This window comes from Sphingomonas sp. R1 (assembly GCF_025960285.1).
In the GTDB taxonomy this organism is placed as follows: domain Bacteria; phylum Pseudomonadota; class Alphaproteobacteria; order Sphingomonadales; family Sphingomonadaceae; genus Sphingomonas.
On record NZ_CP110111.1, the window covers coordinates 3,464,524 to 3,480,634 of the forward strand.

9 protein-coding genes and 1 pseudogene are annotated in these 16,111 nt (G+C 67.2%); 2 read left to right on the top strand and 8 right to left on the bottom strand.

The annotated features are described in order from the left end of the window. Window positions 1-70: 70 nt before the first annotated feature. Window positions 71-1,177 carry an LLM class flavin-dependent oxidoreductase gene (locus tag OIM94_RS16550; protein WP_264607774.1) on the bottom strand — a complete coding sequence of 369 codons (1,107 nt, stop codon included), beginning with the start codon at window positions 1,175-1,177 and terminating at the stop codon, window positions 71-73. Between the two features lie 24 nt (window positions 1,178-1,201). On the opposite strand from OIM94_RS16550, the gene OIM94_RS16555 reads away from it, so the two are divergent. Continuing rightward, complete coding sequence (locus tag OIM94_RS16555) at window positions 1,202-2,305, top strand: Gfo/Idh/MocA family protein (RefSeq protein ID WP_264607775.1); 1,104 nt, start codon at window positions 1,202-1,204, stop codon at window positions 2,303-2,305. Here the strand turns inward: OIM94_RS16555 and OIM94_RS16560 are convergent. From OIM94_RS16560 to OIM94_RS16580, 5 genes and pseudogenes are all read right to left on the bottom strand, one after another. Beyond that, complete coding sequence (locus OIM94_RS16560) at window positions 2,287-3,513, bottom strand: MFS transporter (RefSeq protein ID WP_264607776.1); 1,227 nt, start codon at window positions 3,511-3,513, stop codon at window positions 2,287-2,289. The two genes, OIM94_RS16555 and OIM94_RS16560, sit on opposite strands and share 19 nt — an antisense overlap. Further along, window positions 3,494-5,734, bottom strand: a complete 2,241-nt coding sequence (locus tag OIM94_RS16565) for a TonB-dependent receptor (protein WP_264607777.1) — start codon at window positions 5,732-5,734, stop codon at window positions 3,494-3,496. Before OIM94_RS16565 ends, OIM94_RS16560 begins: the two co-directional genes overlap by 20 nt. A 189-nt stretch (window positions 5,735-5,923) precedes the next feature. After that, window positions 5,924-7,012 carry an arabinan endo-1,5-alpha-L-arabinosidase gene (locus tag OIM94_RS16570; protein WP_264607778.1) on the bottom strand — a complete coding sequence of 363 codons (1,089 nt, stop codon included), beginning with the start codon at window positions 7,010-7,012 and terminating at the stop codon, window positions 5,924-5,926. 56 nt (window positions 7,013-7,068) lie between these two features. After that, entirely contained in the window at window positions 7,069-9,921 is a 2,853-nt protein-coding gene (locus OIM94_RS16575) for a TonB-dependent receptor (RefSeq protein ID WP_264607779.1), read from the bottom strand. 303 nt (window positions 9,922-10,224) lie between these two features. Beyond that, window positions 10,225-11,244 (bottom strand): annotated as a pseudogene (locus OIM94_RS16580) (family 43 glycosylhydrolase); the annotation flags it as partial. Between the two features lie 283 nt (window positions 11,245-11,527). Here OIM94_RS16580 and OIM94_RS16585 point away from each other — a divergent pair. Then, window positions 11,528-13,000 (top strand): carboxylesterase/lipase family protein, encoded by a 1,473-nt coding sequence (locus OIM94_RS16585; RefSeq protein ID WP_264607780.1) that lies wholly within the window; start codon window positions 11,528-11,530, stop codon window positions 12,998-13,000. Between the two features lie 3 nt (window positions 13,001-13,003). Here the strand turns inward: OIM94_RS16585 and OIM94_RS16590 are convergent, their stop codons facing one another. Continuing rightward, the gene (locus tag OIM94_RS16590) at window positions 13,004-14,953 is read right to left on the bottom strand and encodes a sialate O-acetylesterase (RefSeq protein WP_264607781.1); all 1,950 of its coding nucleotides are present in this window, start codon (window positions 14,951-14,953) and stop codon (window positions 13,004-13,006) included. A 30-nt stretch (window positions 14,954-14,983) separates the two neighbouring features. Beyond that, the gene (locus tag OIM94_RS16595) at window positions 14,984-15,988 is read right to left on the bottom strand and encodes a glycoside hydrolase family 26 protein (protein WP_264607782.1); all 1,005 of its coding nucleotides are present in this window, start codon (window positions 15,986-15,988) and stop codon (window positions 14,984-14,986) included. Window positions 15,989-16,111: the final 123 nt, after the last annotated feature.

Consider the following 16,111-nt stretch of genomic DNA (forward strand, 5'->3'; position numbering starts at 1 on the left):
TCGGGCTTGCCGCCGACCGAGGGACTGGAAGCGGTGGGGTGGGTCTGCCCGGTGCGACCCGCCCTGCAGCTCAGGCCAGCGGGCCATGCGCCAGCTTTGGCAGCACGTGCCGGGCGAACAGGTCCGCTTCCGCGGCATGCGGGTAGCCCGAGAGAATGAACGCCTCGATCCCCAGCCCGCGATAGGCTTGGAGCTTGGCGAGCACCTGATCCGGATCGCCGACGATCGCCGCGCCGCAGCCCGAGCGCGCCCGCCCGATCCCGGTCCACAGATTGTCCTCGACATAGCCGTCGCCGGCCGAGGCCTCGCGCAGTTCAGCCTGGCGGCGCACGCCGGCGGACTGCGCGTCGAGCGAGCGGGCGCGGATCGCCTCGCCCTGCGCCGCGTCGAGATGTGACAGCAGCCGGTCGGCGGCGGTGCGTGCCTCCGCCTCGGTCTCGCGCACGACGACATGGATGCGGTACCCGAAGCGCAGCGTCCGGCCGCGCCTGGCGGCGCGGGCGCGCAGGTCGTCGAGCGTGGCGGCGACGGCGTCCAGCCGGTCCGGCCACATCAGGTAAACGTCGGCGCCTTCGGCTGCTGCCTCGCGCGCGTCTTCCGAAAGACCGCCGAAATAGAATTGCGGCGCCCGGCCCGAAACGGTGGTGATCCGCGGCGGCTCGACCTTGAGCTGCCAGAACTCGCCCTGGTGATCCAGCGCCTCGCCGTTCAGCAGCGTCTTCAGGATATGCATCGCCTCGATCGTGCGGCGGTAGCGGGGGGCGGAGGCCAGCGTTTCGCCCGGCAGGTCGGAGGAGATGATGTTGACCGCGAGGCGGCCGCCCAGGATTCGGTCGATCGTCGCGATCTGGCGGGCGAGTTGGGGCGGCCAGCTCTCGCCGACGCGCACCGCCATCAGCAGCCGTATACGGCGGACCAACGTGGCGATCGCGGCGGCGAAGGCGGTGGTGTCGATGCCCAGCGCATAGCCCGAGGGCAGCAGGATATTGTCGAACCCGGCGCTTTCCGCCGCCAGCACGATGTCGCGGCAATGCTCCCAGCTGGAGAGCAGGTGCGGGTCGGGTTGCCCAAGAAACTCGTAATCATCGTCGCAAAGCGCAGAAAACCAGCTCACTTCGCAGGGGGGAAGTTGTTCTTGCTTGCCGGAAGCGTCGGTCTGGGGATGGAGGGTGGTCATGAATCAATGCCTCTGGAGAAGATGATGGCGTCGCGAATTCGGTACGGGCTGGTCGGGTGCGGGATGATGGGGGTGGAGCATATCCGCAATCTCGCGATCACGCCTGGGGCGGAACTGGTGGCGATCGCCGATCCGGTCGAGACCTCGCTCGGCTGGGCGCGCGAGGCGCTGGGCGGCAAGGCGCAGGACGTAACTGCGTACCGCGATGCCGAGGCGCTCGCCCAGCATGACGGGCTCGACGCGGTGATCGTCGCGAGCCCGAACTTCACGCACCGGCAGACGGTAGCGCCGCTGTTCGACGCCGGGCTCCATATCCTCTGCGAGAAGCCGCTGGCGACGACGATCGACGATGCGCGCTGGCTCGCCGAACGCGCCGCGCGCCACGACGCGGTGTTCTGGACCGCGATGGAGTATCGCTACATGCCGCCGGTCGCCGCGCTGATCGCGGGCGTCCATGGCGGCGCGATCGGCCGGCTGCGGATGCTGGCGATGCGCGAGCACCGTTTTCCCTTCCTGGTGAAGGTCGGCGACTGGAACCGCTTCGCCCGCAATACCGGCGGCACGATGGTGGAGAAATGCTGCCACTTCTTCGACCTGATGCGCTTCATCGTTCGCAGCGAGCCGGTGCGCGTCTATTGCTCGGGCGCGCAGAACGTGAACCATCTCGATGAACGCTATGACGGCGTCACGCCGGACATCGTCGACAACAGCTTCACCACGGTCGACTTCGCCGACGGAACCCGCGCGCTGCTCGATCTGTGCATGTTCGCGGACGGGGCGGAGGAGCAGGAGGAGATCGTCGCGACTGGCGATATTGCCCGGCTCGACGTGAGCATCCCGGGCAGCGTGCTCACCCGCGCGCCGCGCACCGGCTTCGGCAATCCCAAGGCGCCCGAGAAGCGTCACATCGAGGTCGACGCCGCGGCGCTGGCGGCGGGCTCGCACCATGGCTCGACCTTCTACCAACATCAGGCCTTCGCGCGCGCGGTACGGGGCGAGGGGCCGGTGGAAGTGACCGCCGAGGATGGGCTGAAGGCCGTCGCCATCGGCATGGCGGCGGAGATCAGTCTGCGCGAGCACCGGGTGGTGGACATGGCCGAGCTGCTGGGTCAGTCCGCGTCCGCATAGGCGGCGCGCGGCAGGATCCAGCGGACGAGGAGCGCGCCGGCAAGATAGGAAAAGGCGGCGATCCAGAACATCGGCGCATAGCCATGGCCATTGTCGAGCGACCAACCGGCCAGCTCGAGAATGGCCATGCCGGCCAGGTTGCCGGCAAAGGCGCCGATGCCGATCACCGATCCCACGCGGTTCGCGGGGATGATGTCGGTCGCGAGGCCGAACACGTTGGTCGAGAAGCCCTGGTGCGCGAACAGCGCGAGGCCGAGCAGCAGCGCGGCAACCCAGGGGTTGCTCGCCACCAGCACCAGCGGGATTGGCAGCACGAGCAGCGCATAGCCGATCAGCGTCGTGTGCCGCACCTCCTCCGGTGCCCAGCCGCGCGCGAGCAACCAGCCCGGCACCCAGCCGCCGCTGATCGCCCCCAGCGCGGCGAGGCTGTAGGCGAGTGCCACGGGCAGCCCCAGCGCGCCTTGCTCCAGCCCGAACTGGCGGTGGAACAGGTCCGGCGTCCAGAACAGCAGAAACCACCAGACCTGGTCGCTCAGCACCTTGGCGACGGCGATGGCAAGCGTCCGCCGGCTGCGGAGGAGATGGAGCCACGGCACCTCCGATCGCGGGCCCCGCACGCTGGCGGCAGCAGGCACATAGCGTAGCCACACCGCGACCCAGACGAGACCAAGCCCGCCCGCGATCAGGAAGCTGCCCTTCCAGCCGACCAACAACGCCAGCGCCGGGATCAGCAGCGGCGTCAGGATCGCACCGAAATTGGGTGCGGTGTTGCCGATGCCTAGCGCGCGCGAGCGCTCGGCCGGCGGGAAGAAGGTCGCGGCAGACTTCACCGCCGCCGGGGTACCGATCGACTCCGCCGCGCCCAGCACGGCGCGCGCCGCGACGAACTGTGTGACGGTGGTGGCGAAGGCATGCGCCATGCCGGCAAGGCTCCACACCGCCACGCCGAGTGCGAAGCCGCGTCGCAGACCCACCCGGTCGAGGAACCAGCCGGTGCCGAGAAAGGCCAGCGCCGCCGCGAACTGGAAGGCCGAGGCCATGTGCGCATAGTCGCGGTCGGACCAGTGAAACTCGCCCTGCAGCATCGGCTTCAACAGCGCGAGGATCTGCCGGTCGACATAATTCAGCATCACCGCGCCGAAAACGAGGGCCAGGATCGCCCAGCGACCCTGTGCCCCAGCGGTAGTGTCAGTAGCGGATGCGCGCATTCAGGCCGACATAGCGATCATTGTCCCGAGGCACGTAACGGGCCACGCCCGCGGTGGTGCCATAGACCAGATAATTGGCATAGTGCTGGTCGAGGATGTTCTTGACCAGCGCGCGCAGCTCCCAGCGCTCGCCGCCGATCAGCGCGATGCTGGCGTTCCAGATGCCATAGGCGGGCTGGATCGTGTCCGGCGTCTGGGTGATCGCGTACTGGGTCTTGGTCTTGTAGCTGGCGTCTGTCTGCAGCTCGACCGCCAGGCCGTCGGTGATCGGCAGCTTCCAGGCAGCGCCCCCGCTCAGCTTCCAGTCCGGCGCGAAGGGGAGGGGTTGGCCGTCCAGCGAGGTGCAGCTGGTGGCGGCCGGGCAGTTGAAGTGCCGGATATGCGCATCGGTGCGCGCCACCGCGAAGTTCAGCGTCAGGTGATCGGTGGGCCGTGCGTTCAGGTCGGCCTCGACGCCCTTGGTCTGCACGCTGCCGGCGTTGATCAGCCGAGTGACGATCGCGCCCAGATACGTATCCGCATAGTTCGCCTGGAAGCCATCATAATTCGTGAGATACGCCGCGATGCCGCCGCTAAACCTGCCGTCGAACAAGCTGCCCTTCAGGCCCACTTCGTAGCTGGTCGAAGTCTCGGGCGCGAGCGGCTCGGTGTCGAACGCCTGCATGTTGAAGAAGACGTTGTAGGCCGGGCCCTTATAGCCGCGCGAGAAGGTGAAATAGGTGTTGGCGTTGGGCGCCAGTTTGTACTGCACGCCGGCGCGGGCGCTGTAGTCCACCCGGTCGGTCTTGCCGCTGCTGGCGAAGCTAGGGCGAATGCCTGCCACGCCGGTCGCGGTGTCCGACACGCGCTGGTGGAAATAGCTGAGCGAATCGTGGATCAGCCGCCCGCCCGCAATGAAGGTCAGCGTGTCGGTCGCGTGGAGGTTCGCCTCGCCGAACAGCGCATGGTTCTGTGCGTGGATACCGTAGTTCGCCACCCCGTTGTTGGTGACCGGCGCACCGCCGATCAGCTGGGTGACGCTGCGCTGGTAGCGCTCGTCGGTGTCGGCGGCGAGCAGATAGGCGCCGACCACATAGTCGACCAGCCCGCCCTGCGGCGACGCGAGGCGGATCTCCTGCGAGAACTGGTCGAAATCGACGCGCCCGTCGTCGCGGCCCTGCGGGAAACCCGTGGCAAGGATCGCGCGCGCGTCCCAGTCCGGTGTCTGGTGGTTGCGCCATTCGCGATAGGCGGTGATCGAGGTCAGCGTGTAGCCGCCGCCCAGCCGCCAATCGAGCGTGATCGAGCCGCCATAGTTGCGATCGCGCACCTCAGCGTCGAAATTGGTGTTGACTCGCTTGTTGTTGGCCGAGGGCGGGGTGCCTTCCTGGGTGAGCAGCCCCGCCAGCGTCGGATTCGGCGTCACCACATTGGTCGGGAAGGCCACGCGCGAGGAACTGACATAGACGCCCTGCGGCGTGTTGTCGCGGTTGTATAGATAGTCGCCGGCGAAGGTGATCGTCACATCGTCATTGGGCCGCGCGACAATCTTGCCGCGCACGCCCCAGCGGTCATAGCCGTTCACCTTGTGGCCGGTGCCGACGTTGAACACATTGCCCTTGTACGAGGCGTAGAGCCCGCTCAGCGCATAGCCGATAGTGCTGGTGATCGGACCGGAGACGCTGCCCTTGATGCGCCCTTCGCCGCCTTCGTAATAGCCGGCCTCCAGCGTTTCGGTCTGGACCTTGCTCGGCGCCTTGGTGACGAGGTTGATCACGCCGGCCGAGGCGTTCTTGCCGAACAGCGTGCCCTGCGGTCCGCGCAGCACCTCGAGATGGTCGAGATCGAGCAGGTCGAGCGTCGCCTGACCCGGACGCACCAGTACCACGCCGTCGATCACCGTCGAGACCGAGCTCTCGACGCCCGGCGACGTGGTGATCGTGCCGACGCCGCGGACGAACACGGTGCGATCCTTGTTCGACTGGCCGTTGCGGAAGTCCACTGTCGGGATGACGGTCGAGAGGTCCTGCAGCGTGTTAAGGTTGCGCGAGGCAGCGGCATCACCGTTCACTACCGAGACGGCGATCGGCACGTCTTGGAGGTTCTCGTTGCGAAAGCGCGCGGTGACGACGATGTCGTTCGACTGGGCCGCCGGTGTGGCCGCCTCCTGCGCCTGTGCCAGCGCGGGCGGGGCGATCCCCGCCAGCAGACCCGCGACCATCCATCCGTACCTGCGCCCCATCCCATCCTCCGTGTGGTTCGCTGGGGGTGGTAATTCCGAGTTGAGAGATGGGAAAATAAGCTTTTGCTTGGGGGCACGATAGCGTGCCTTCGCGCACCTGCGAAACGGTTTCGGGATCAACGTTCAGCGCCCCATTCCGCCCAGGGGAAACGCACCGCCGGGAGGGGCGGGGCGCTTCCCCGACAGGTCTCAGCTTGCGATCGGCCAGCCGTCTGTCGTCCAGCTCAGCTTCTGGATCTGCAGCGTCGGGGCACCGTTCTGCTGCCGGTCATAGGCATGGTAGACGATATAGTCGCCGTCGCTCTGCTGGAGGATCGACGCGCCGCCTCGCCCGACATAGCGGCTGCCATCGCCTTGACCGTTGGCCAGCACGGCGGTGCCGCCGCCCTGCAGCATCGACCGCCCGTCCCGATCCACATAGGGTCCATCCGGCGCCGAGGCGCGGCCGACCACCGTGTTGTAGGTGCTCGCGGCGCCCTGGCAGCAGGAATCGAACGAGACGAACAGATAGTAATAGCTGCCGTGACGGATGATGTAGGGCGCCTCGATCGCGCCCGGTGCGGGCCGCTGCGCCAATGCGCGCGGCGCGGCGTCTCCGGTCAGCCGCAGCCCGGTCGTGGGATCGAGGCGGATCAGCTTGATGCCGGACCAGAAGCTGCCGAATACCAGCCAGGAGCGGCCATCGGCGTCGGCAAACGCCATTGGATCGATCGCGTTGAAGTCGTCGCTGGCCTGCGACTGGATGACGGACCCCTGATCGGCCCAATTGGCCGCCGGTGCCGTCGGATCAATTTTGCTGGCGGTCGCCAGGCCGATCGCGGACTGGTTTTTCCCGAAGGTCGAAACCGAATAATAGAGGCGGTACTGGCTGCCGACCTTGGAGATGTCCGGGGCCCACATGCCGGTGGCGCCCGGCACGGCAGTCTTGGCCCAGGCGGGCAGCGCGAGGTAACTGCCGCCGCGCAGCGTCCAGGCACGCATGTCGGGCGAGGTGCGGAGTGCCAGCAGCCCCTCCGGATCGCCGGCATTGCCGGTGGTGAACAGATAATAGCTGTCGCCGTCCTTCAGGATCGACGGGTCATGCACCGGACTGACCGCGCCGCTCAGCGCGATCGAGGTCGGCGTGGGACTTGCGGTCGGGGTCGGGGTGGGCGTCGGCGTAGGGCTTGGCGTCGGCGTGGGCGTCGGCACGACGACGACCGAGGCGGGCGGCGGGCTGTCGTTGCCGCCACAGGCGGAGGCGAGCAGCAGCAACGCGAGCGACGAGGTGCGCTTCACGGGCAATTCCTTCCAGATGCGAAGCGGGCGGACCCTCGGGCCCGCCCTTGAAGAGATCAGTTGAAGCTGTAGCGGGCCCCGATCGCGAAGGTCCGCGGGATCAGCACCGTACCCAGGTTGAAGCGATCCTTGTCGCCGACATTCCCGAACCGGTAATATTCCTGCTGCTTGGTCCGGGTGAGGTTCACCGCATCGAAGGTCAGGCCGAGCCGGTTGGTGATCCGGGCGGTCAGCTGGAGGTCGAGGCTGGCCTCGGCCCGGCGCCAGACGCCCAGCGGGTTGGCGAACAGCCGGGCCTCGTTCCGCACCTGCCAGGCATTGCGGTAGACATAGGAGAGGCGTGCGCCGATCGGGCCGTGATCATAAGCGAGCGTGGCGTTGTACGAAAAGTCGGAAACGCCGAAGAAGCCCGACTGCTGCTCGCCGATCTGCTTGCCCGAATTATTGTAGATCGGGACGTTCTGGCTCGAGTCCAGCACCGTCAGGCTGCCCTGGAAGCCCAGGCCATCGAGGAAGGAGGGGAGGTAGGTCGGGAAATAGGTAAGCCCCACTTCCAGGCCCTTGAGCACGCCGTTCGAGGCATTGGCCGGGCGGCTGATTACGAAATTGTTGGTGGCACCGGCGACGATGCCGTTGTTCGGGATGAACTCGAGCTGGCTCACGGGGACGACCAGCCCCTGAATGTCGCGGCGGAAGCCGGTGACGGTGATCGCGCTGTTCCGGCCGAAATACCATTCGAGCGCAGCGTCATAGTTCTTCGAGGTGGTCGGCTGAAGCCCGGCGGTACCCGCCGAACCGCTGCCATAGCCGACATTGGTCAGGTCGCCGGTCAGCGAATAGTTCGGGTTGATGTCGCCGAAGTTCGGGCGGCGCAGCGTCTGGCCATAGTTGAAGCGCGCGCGCAGGTTGGGCAGGATCTCGTAGCGCGCGGTGAAGCTGGGCAGGAAGCGGTCCGAACCCGGCGAGGCGCGCGAAATCGCGCCGTTGTTGAAGCGATCGACGAACACGGCATCGGTATCCACCGCGACATAGCGCACGCCTGCCTGCAGGTTGAGCGCGCGGCCGAAGATGGTCAGTTCGCCGTCCGCCTGGACATAGGCGGCGGTGGTCTTCTCCTCCACGTCGAACACGCGCGTCATGGTCAGCTGGTCGGAGGTCTTCAGCCCGTAGAGCTTCCGGATCTCGTCGGCATGGGCATAGTTGTAATAGCCGTTCGCGGTTACCCAGCTGGTCGGCACGTCGCCGCGGCCTTCGAAGAAGCCGGAGTTGGTGAAGCTCGCCCCCGCCGGCAGGCTGGAGAGCGGACGGCCCAGATTGCCGGCATCGGCGGTGCGGATATCGCTCGACGCCTTGCGGTCGTCGAAGCGGAAGCCCGCCTTGATCTGGCGCAGAAAGCCTTCGTCCCAGCCATAATGGCCGTCGAGCATCGCGGTAAAGGCGCTGCCCTTGTCGCGATTGGCGTTGTCGTAAAGCTGCGCGACGTTCCACACCTTGGGATCGGCAAGCGCTGCGTCATTGTCGAAATGATAGGAGGGGATGCCGCCGCCGGCGTTGAAGTCGGTGGTGATCTTGTTCGCCACCCGGTCGGTGCGCATCGCGAAGAAGGCGGTCTTGTACTTGCTGGTCTGGTAGGCGAGGTCGGCGACGATGCCGCCGCGGCTGCCCATATCCCACTTGCCGTTCAGGGCATAGACGAAGCTGTCGGTCTGGCTGCGGGTATAGTCGCCGCTGTTGAAGCCGTAGACGCTGTTCGCGACGCGCGACTTCACGATATTGGTGCCGTCGTACAGCGTCGGCGCCTGCGGATTGGCCCAGAAGTCGACGAAGCTGAACTGCAGGCTGTTATAGGTCTCGCCGCGGAATCCCGAATAGAAGACCTCGGCGGTGTAGACCGAGCTGCTGTTCGGCGCCCACTGGAATGCGGCGTTGGCCGAAGGGCGCTCGCGCTTGCCGTACAGGTCGGAGCTGAACACCGCGTCGCGCGACAGCCAGTAGGGCGTGGTGATGCCGTTGACCTTCATGGTCGAGCCGGCCGCTGTCGGCAGGCCCGCTTCGGTGCCGACCTGCCAGTCGCCGACGCCCGGTCCGGAGAGGAAGGCGCCGGTCTTGGGATCGGTTGCCGCCGGGAAGATGCGCTGGAAGCCGGTCAGCCCGGTGCCCGCCGGCGGATTGAGCGTCGCGAACGGCACGAACGCGCCCGCCGTGGTCGACATGGTGCGGAACTTGGAGCGGGTGTAGCTGCCGTTCACCAGCAGGCCCATATCGCCGATGCCGGTCTCCCAGCGATCGCTGATCAGCAGCGCGGCGTTCGGGTTGATCTTGTCGGCCTCCTGGTCGTAGATCCCGCGGGCGAGCGCCGAGACGGCGAAGCCCTTGAAGTCGAACGGGCGACGCGTGACGACGTCGACCTGGCCGGCAAGGCCGGTCTCGATCTGGTCGGCAGCGCGGGTCTTGTAGACGTCGACGCGCTGGATGAGGTTGGCGGAGACGTCCTGCAGCGAGAAGGACTGGCCGGCGGCGGTGAAGATGTTGCGGCCGTTCAGCGTGGTCAGCGCATCGGGAAGGCCGCGGATCTGAATGCCGGCGGCTTCGCCCTGGCCGCGATCGGTCACCTGGATGCCGGTGACGCGCTGAAGCGCCTCGACCACGTTGTTGTCGGGCAATTTGCCCACATCCTCGGCGACAATAGAATCGACGATCTGCGTGGATTCGCGACGACGGTTGAGCGCGCCTACGATCGAGGCGCGCACACCGGTGACGACGATCTCGTCCGCCACCGGGTCTTGCGGCGCGCCGGCCTGCTGCTGCGCGTCCTCACCGGCGATGCGATCTACCTGGGCGTCCGCCTGTCCGCCAAGCGCGATCGACGCCACGGAAACCGAAGCCAGAAACAGCAATTTCGACACCATCTGGTATCCTCCCCACGACTGAAGGTTTGATGAGACGGCGCTCTTTTGGCGCCCATTACTCTGACTTTTACCTATTCAGAATTGGCTCAGCGGGCAAGCGGCGTTGCGCGTGATCGCTGCATTAGTCCGGCATAATTTGAAAAGTCAGTTGCAAATTTGACACAGAGTTAGCGGTAACAGCGAGAATGCGCTGATGCTGCCGCCGGAAAGCGCCATGCGGCTGCATTATTTATCAGAGTAATTGGAGGCGCGCGCCGGATGTTGTTGCGCTGCTAGGCCGGCGCGCAGCGCTCAGATCCGCCGCAAGGGGCCGTTCGCTACCGGCGCGCCGAAGATCGGGGTGCCATCGGCGGCGTAGCGGAAATACTGCATGCGCGTGTGCCGGTTGGGGTCGAACAGGGGGTCGCCCTTGATCTGGTCATAGTCGCGGGCGTGATAGACCAGCACGTCGCGGCCGTGCTCGTCGACGGTGAAGCTGTTGTGGCCAGGGCCGTAAATCTTGTGCTCGGCAGAGGTCTGGAAGACCGGCACCGGCGACTTCGACCAGTTGGCCGCATCCATCAGATCCGCATCGGCGCGGCAGCTCAGCATCCCCATGCAGTAGCGCGAATCGGTGGCGCTGGCCGAATAGGTCATGAACAGCTTGCCGTTGCGCGCGAGCACCGCCGGTGCCTCGTTCACCTTGAAGCCGCGGACTTCCCAGTCGAGCGTCGGAACCGACAGCCGCACGGGGGCCGCCGCGAGCACGAGTGGCGAGGCGAGGGGGGCGAGATAGAGGTTCGAGTTGGTCTCGATGCCAGGTTCGCGCTGCGCCCAGGCGAGATAGCGGCGGCCCTTGTGCACGAAGCTGGTGGAGTCGAGGTTGAAGCTGTCCCACGGGGTCTGGAGCTGGCCGAGCACCGACCAGCGGCCGCTCATCGGATCACTGCCGTCGCACACCACGGCGTAGGTACGGATGCGGAACACGTCCTCGCCGCCGCCGCTGGGTCCGGCCGCGAAATACATCACCCACTTGCCGTCGATCTGGTGGAGTTCCGGCGCCCACAGAAAGCCCGACATCGGTCCGCTCGCCTGATGACGCCACAACACCCGCTCGGGCGCGGACGCGAGTCCGGCGAGCGTGCGCGAACGGCGCAGCACCAGCCGATCATATTCGGGTACCGAGCCGGTCAGATAATACCAGCCATCGGAATGGCGAAACACCTGGGCATCGGCGCGCTGGCGCACGACCGGGTTGACGATCGTCGGTGCGGTGTCGCGGCTGAAGGCCGGGGTTGCCGAGGCCGCGGCAGCGCCAGCCAGGAAGAAGCGTCGAGTGAGCATCAGGTCCTCCACCAAGGGCGTCGATCTGCGGTTCGGTAGGACCCTGCCCACTGCGTTGCGCGACGACGCGTTATCGATGCTTTAGTCCGACATAAAAAACCGGGCGTCAAGTCGATGCTTGGCGTGCGGAGGCGGCGACGGACGATCGTGAAGTGCCCTCGGGCAGGTAGGCGCCTCCGCGCTATCGGCTTGCTGTCGCGGCGACCAGTTGAATTCGACCATTTGGTGAATAAAATCGATAGCTACGGTGCGCACACCGTGCCGCAACGGAGGAGAGGAAGCGATGCGGAGATCCTTGCGCTGGCCGGTGTTGCTCGGTTCCGCGGTGCATTTGACCGCTGCTGCAGCGCCGCCGCCGCGCGTGACGGTCAGCGGCGGCATCGTCGAGGGGCGTATCGCGGACGATGGCGCGCGGATCTTCCGCGGCATTCCCTATGCCGCGCCGCCGCTGGGCCCACGGCGCTGGCGCGGACCCCTGCCCGTGCACGGCTGGCACGGCGTCCGCGCGGCGCGGGAGCCGGCGCCGGCCTGCTTGCAGAACGAGTATGGCTGGAACGCGCGGGATGCTGCGCATGCCAGCGAGGACTGCCTCACGCTCGATGTGCGGACGCCGGGCGCGCGCGGCAAGCGGCCGGTGATGGTGTGGATCCATGGTGGCTCGAACCGCGCCGGTTCGGCGCGCGGCACGGTCGATTCACGCATCACCGCGCAGGGCATCGTGCTGGTGGCGGTCCAGTATCGCCTGGGCATCTTCGGCTTTCTCGCACATCGCGGCGCCGCGGCGGAGGCAGGCGGCCATGCCGGCAACTACGGGCTGATGGACCAGATCGCCGCGCTGCGCTGGGTGCGTGCCAACATCGCCGCCTTCGGGGGCGATCCCGCCAACGTCACGATCTTCGGCGAAAGCGCAGGATCGCAGGACGTTTCGCTGCTGCTCGCGGCGCCAGCCGCGCGCGGGCTGTTCAGCAAGGCGATCCTGGAGAGCGGGACACCGGGCTTCGGAATGCCGTTCCGGCCGTTCGGCGAGGCACTGGCACTGGGCGACCAGGCGGCGCGGCTGCTCGGTACGCGGGACATTGCCAGCCTTCGCCGCGCGCCCGCAGCCGCGCTGCTGGCGGCGGATCGCAAGCTGCACGACCCCGTGATCACGCCGCCCGGATCGGTGTGGAACGACGACATGGTGTGGCTCCGCACGCAGATCGACGGTGCGGTCCTGCCGCGCTCGCCGGCGCAGCTGCTGCGCGATGCGCCGCCGCGGCCGGTTATCCTGGGCAGCAACGTCGCCGAGTTCGGGCCTGCGGAGGGCGCCTTCGATCTCGACACCGCGTTGCGCGCCGGCTTCGGGGTACAGGCCGACGCCGCGGCGCCGCTCTATCGCGCACCGGACCCTCGGCGCGGCGGCCCGCTGCTCGCGCTATCGACCGATCTGATCTTCACCTGCCCGGTCGACCGGTTGGCGCGGCAGCTTGCCGGGCAGGGTTGGCCGGTATGGCGCTATCGCTTCGATCTGGCGAAGGACGGCGGTCGTAGCAGCCACGGATCGGAACTGCCCTATCTGTTTGACGGGCTTGCGATCGGCACCCGGCCTGCCTTGCTGCAGCGGCTCTGGACCGATTTCGCGAGAACCGGCGCACCGGGTGCAGCGTGGCCGCGCTTCACCGCTACCACCGCGAGGGGCGTGCAGTTCGACGCGGCAGGCCTGCACGCCGTACTCTTCACCACGCCGGCGCCGTGCCGATACCGCAGCGCCTGGTAGCCGTCACTCCGCGGCGTGCACCGGCAGGTCAAACGGCACGGCCGGCAGATCCTCGCTGCTGTACAGATTGACATAGGGCACATCCGACCAGGCGTAGCGGACATGCGTGACGTCGCCGGCATCGGCACCGCGCAGCACGATGCGGTCGCCGTCGATGCTGCCGGCAACGAAGCGGCAGGCGGCCTTGCTGCACGCTTCGAACCCGAACGCGCTCTCCGCGCCATATGCCTGCAGATTGCCGCTAACGTAGCGGAAGCGGATGACCAGATCGCCCTTGTTCCGCGTGACCGCGAGCGCCTCGGGGCCGCCGGGGGCGATTGCCTCGCCATAGGCGACCGCGCGCGCCGCACGCGCGAGGCGCTCGCCGACGATCAGCTTCTGCGTTGGATGGATGTCGAAGCGGTCGCCCAGATCCAGCGTGACGGCGAGCCCGGCATGGCCGTCGCTGCCAACCGCATCCGACTGCGCCTTGCGCAGCACCGCCCAGTTCGAGTCCTGCGGCTTGGCGAGCGGCGTACCATAGGCGGCCAGCTGCGCTACCAGCACCGGCAGTTGCGGCTGCCCCATCTGCGCCCGCCAGTCCTGGAACAGCAGCGTCAGCAGTTCGCGATATTCGCTTGCCTCGGCGACGTTGGACTCTCCTTGGTACCAGGCGGCAGCCTTGAAGCCGTAGCGCGCGACGGGCGCGATCATCGCATTGTACAGCGTCGAGAGACTGGTCGGTACTTCCCAGGGCGGGATCGGCGGCTTCTTGTCCTTGAGCGGCGCGGCAAGGTGATAGGACCAGGCACCGTCGAGCGGCACCGCCGATCCGTCGCGCAGCTTGAGCAAGTGGTTGGCCTCCGCACCCGTCGGGCCCGCCCCTCCGAGTATGCGGATCGCGATGACGTTGCGCCCGGCGTGAAGGGCACCGGCCGGCACCGCATAGTCGCGCCAGAACCAGTTGATGTTGTTCGACCCCGTCCAGCGTCCGTTGATCCAGACGGTGTCGTTGCTGTCGATCGGCCCGAGCTGAAGCCGGTCGGCCGCGGCGGCCTGTGCGGGGGTCAGCGTCACCACCTTGCGCAGCCACACCACGCCGTCGAAGGCGGCGAGGGCAGGAACGCCCGCATCGCGCCAGCTCCCGTTCAGCTTCAGGCTGGGCCAGCCGGCATCGTCGAACGTCTCGGCCGACCAGCCCTTGGTGATCGACCAGCGCGGATCGTTGGCACGCCACCAGCGCTCCGTGCGCGCTTCCTCCAGCGCGCGCGCTGCGGCGGGATCCTTGGCGAGCGCTGCCAGCGAGCGAAGGCTTTCGGTGTATTTCGGCAGCGTCGCCAGCCCCTCGGGGCTGATCCAGCTCTGGATGGTGGTGCCGCCCCAGTCGGAATCGATGAATCCAACCGGGATCTTCAGGCGCTGCTGCAGCGCCCTCGCCATGTAGAAGCACACCGCAGACGCATCCCCGACACTGTCCGCATCGACCACGCGCCAGCGCAGCGGCGTGCCGAGATTCTCGAGCGGCGCGGGTGCGCTCGCCTTCTCGACATGAGCGAAGCGCAGCATTGGCTGGGGCGCATGGGCAAGGCCGCCCCAGGCCCCGGTCGACAGGCGTGCCGGAAACTCCATGTTGGATTGGCCGCCGCACAGAAACACGTCCCCCAGCATGAGGTCGGCAAGCTGTTGCGTCCTGGTTCCCGCGCGCACCATGAGGGGAAAGGGGCCGCCGGCGGGGCGTGCCGGCAGCCGAAGATCCCAGCGGCCGTCTGCATCGGCCCTCGCCGATCCGCTGTCGCTGCCGAGCGTCACGGTGACGGTCTCCCCCGCGGATGCACGGCCCCAGAGCAGGATCGGACGATCGCGCTGCAACACCGCATGATCGGAGAAGACGGTGGCGAGCAGCGGCGCCTCCTGTGCGGCAGCAGGCAGCGGCACAGCGGTCAGGCAAAGTCCGAAGAGACAGGGGAGTTTCATGCATTCCTCGTGCAAGCGTTCGCGCCCGCGCTAGTTGAACGCGGGCAGTTCGTCCTTGGTCAGATAGCGTGTCGAGGCGTAATCGGCCTTGAGCTGCTCGGGCATATTTTGCGACGGATCGGTCAACCAGCGCGTATGCCAGGTCATGAAATACAGCCAGTCCGCGTCACGCCCAAGCGTCGCCGGATCGGGGATCGGGCCGTTCTCGTGCAGGCAGATCGGTATGCTCTCGCCGACGATCGCCTTCACCTGGCCGAACATCGGCGCAAGGTTGCCATGATCCTCCGCGTATAAATCAGCGCCGGCGATATCTACCATGTCGCGCCCGGGCCAATAGGCGGGATCGACCTTCTGCCCTGCCCATCCCAGCACCCAGATCAGATTGTTCAGGCGGTAGCGATCGACATAGTTGCGGTACATCAGCCGCCACAGCGCCTTGAAGGCCTCGGGGCCATGCTTGCCCCACCAGAACCAGTCGCCGCTGAATTCGTGGAAAGGGCGCCACAGCACGGGCACGCCGGCATCGCGCAGTTTCGTCAGCAATGCCGCCGTATGGGCCATCTGCGCCATCATCGCGCGGTTCTGGGGCGTGCCCGGGGCCAGCGCCCGGGCCACGTCGAAATCCTTTTTCGAATTATCGTAGCCGGTGCCAATATCCGGTGCCCCCCAATGCCAGCATAGGGTGACGATTCCGCCGGAGCGGTGCCAGGCGATCGCGCGGGCGTTCACGCCGGCTTCGTCCCGGGGCTCGATATAGTCGAAGCCAACCAGCGCCGGCTGCTTGCCCGTGACGCGTTGGATATAGTCGAGCTCGGTACGCGGGCCGGCGGGCGAGAAATTCTGCTCCTGCTGACCGGTCAGGGTACGGCGCCCGTAGATCGACCAGAGATAGGCATAGAGGGCCCGCGCTCCGGCAGACGCGCGCGGGTTGCTGAGTACGCCGCGTGCGGGCCGACCGGCTGCAGCCGCCCATCCGGGAACAAGCGCGGCGGCAGCGCCGGCGACCAGCGCCGCGCGCCGGTTGAGGCAGGTCATGGCGTCAGCGTCCGCGTCACGAAACCGTGCGGTGCGGCAGCCGCGATGGCGGTGAGGCTGGCTGGCGGCAGATATCGGCGCATTCGGGCACCTCCGGTGAAACGGATCGGTGGACGCGTAAGC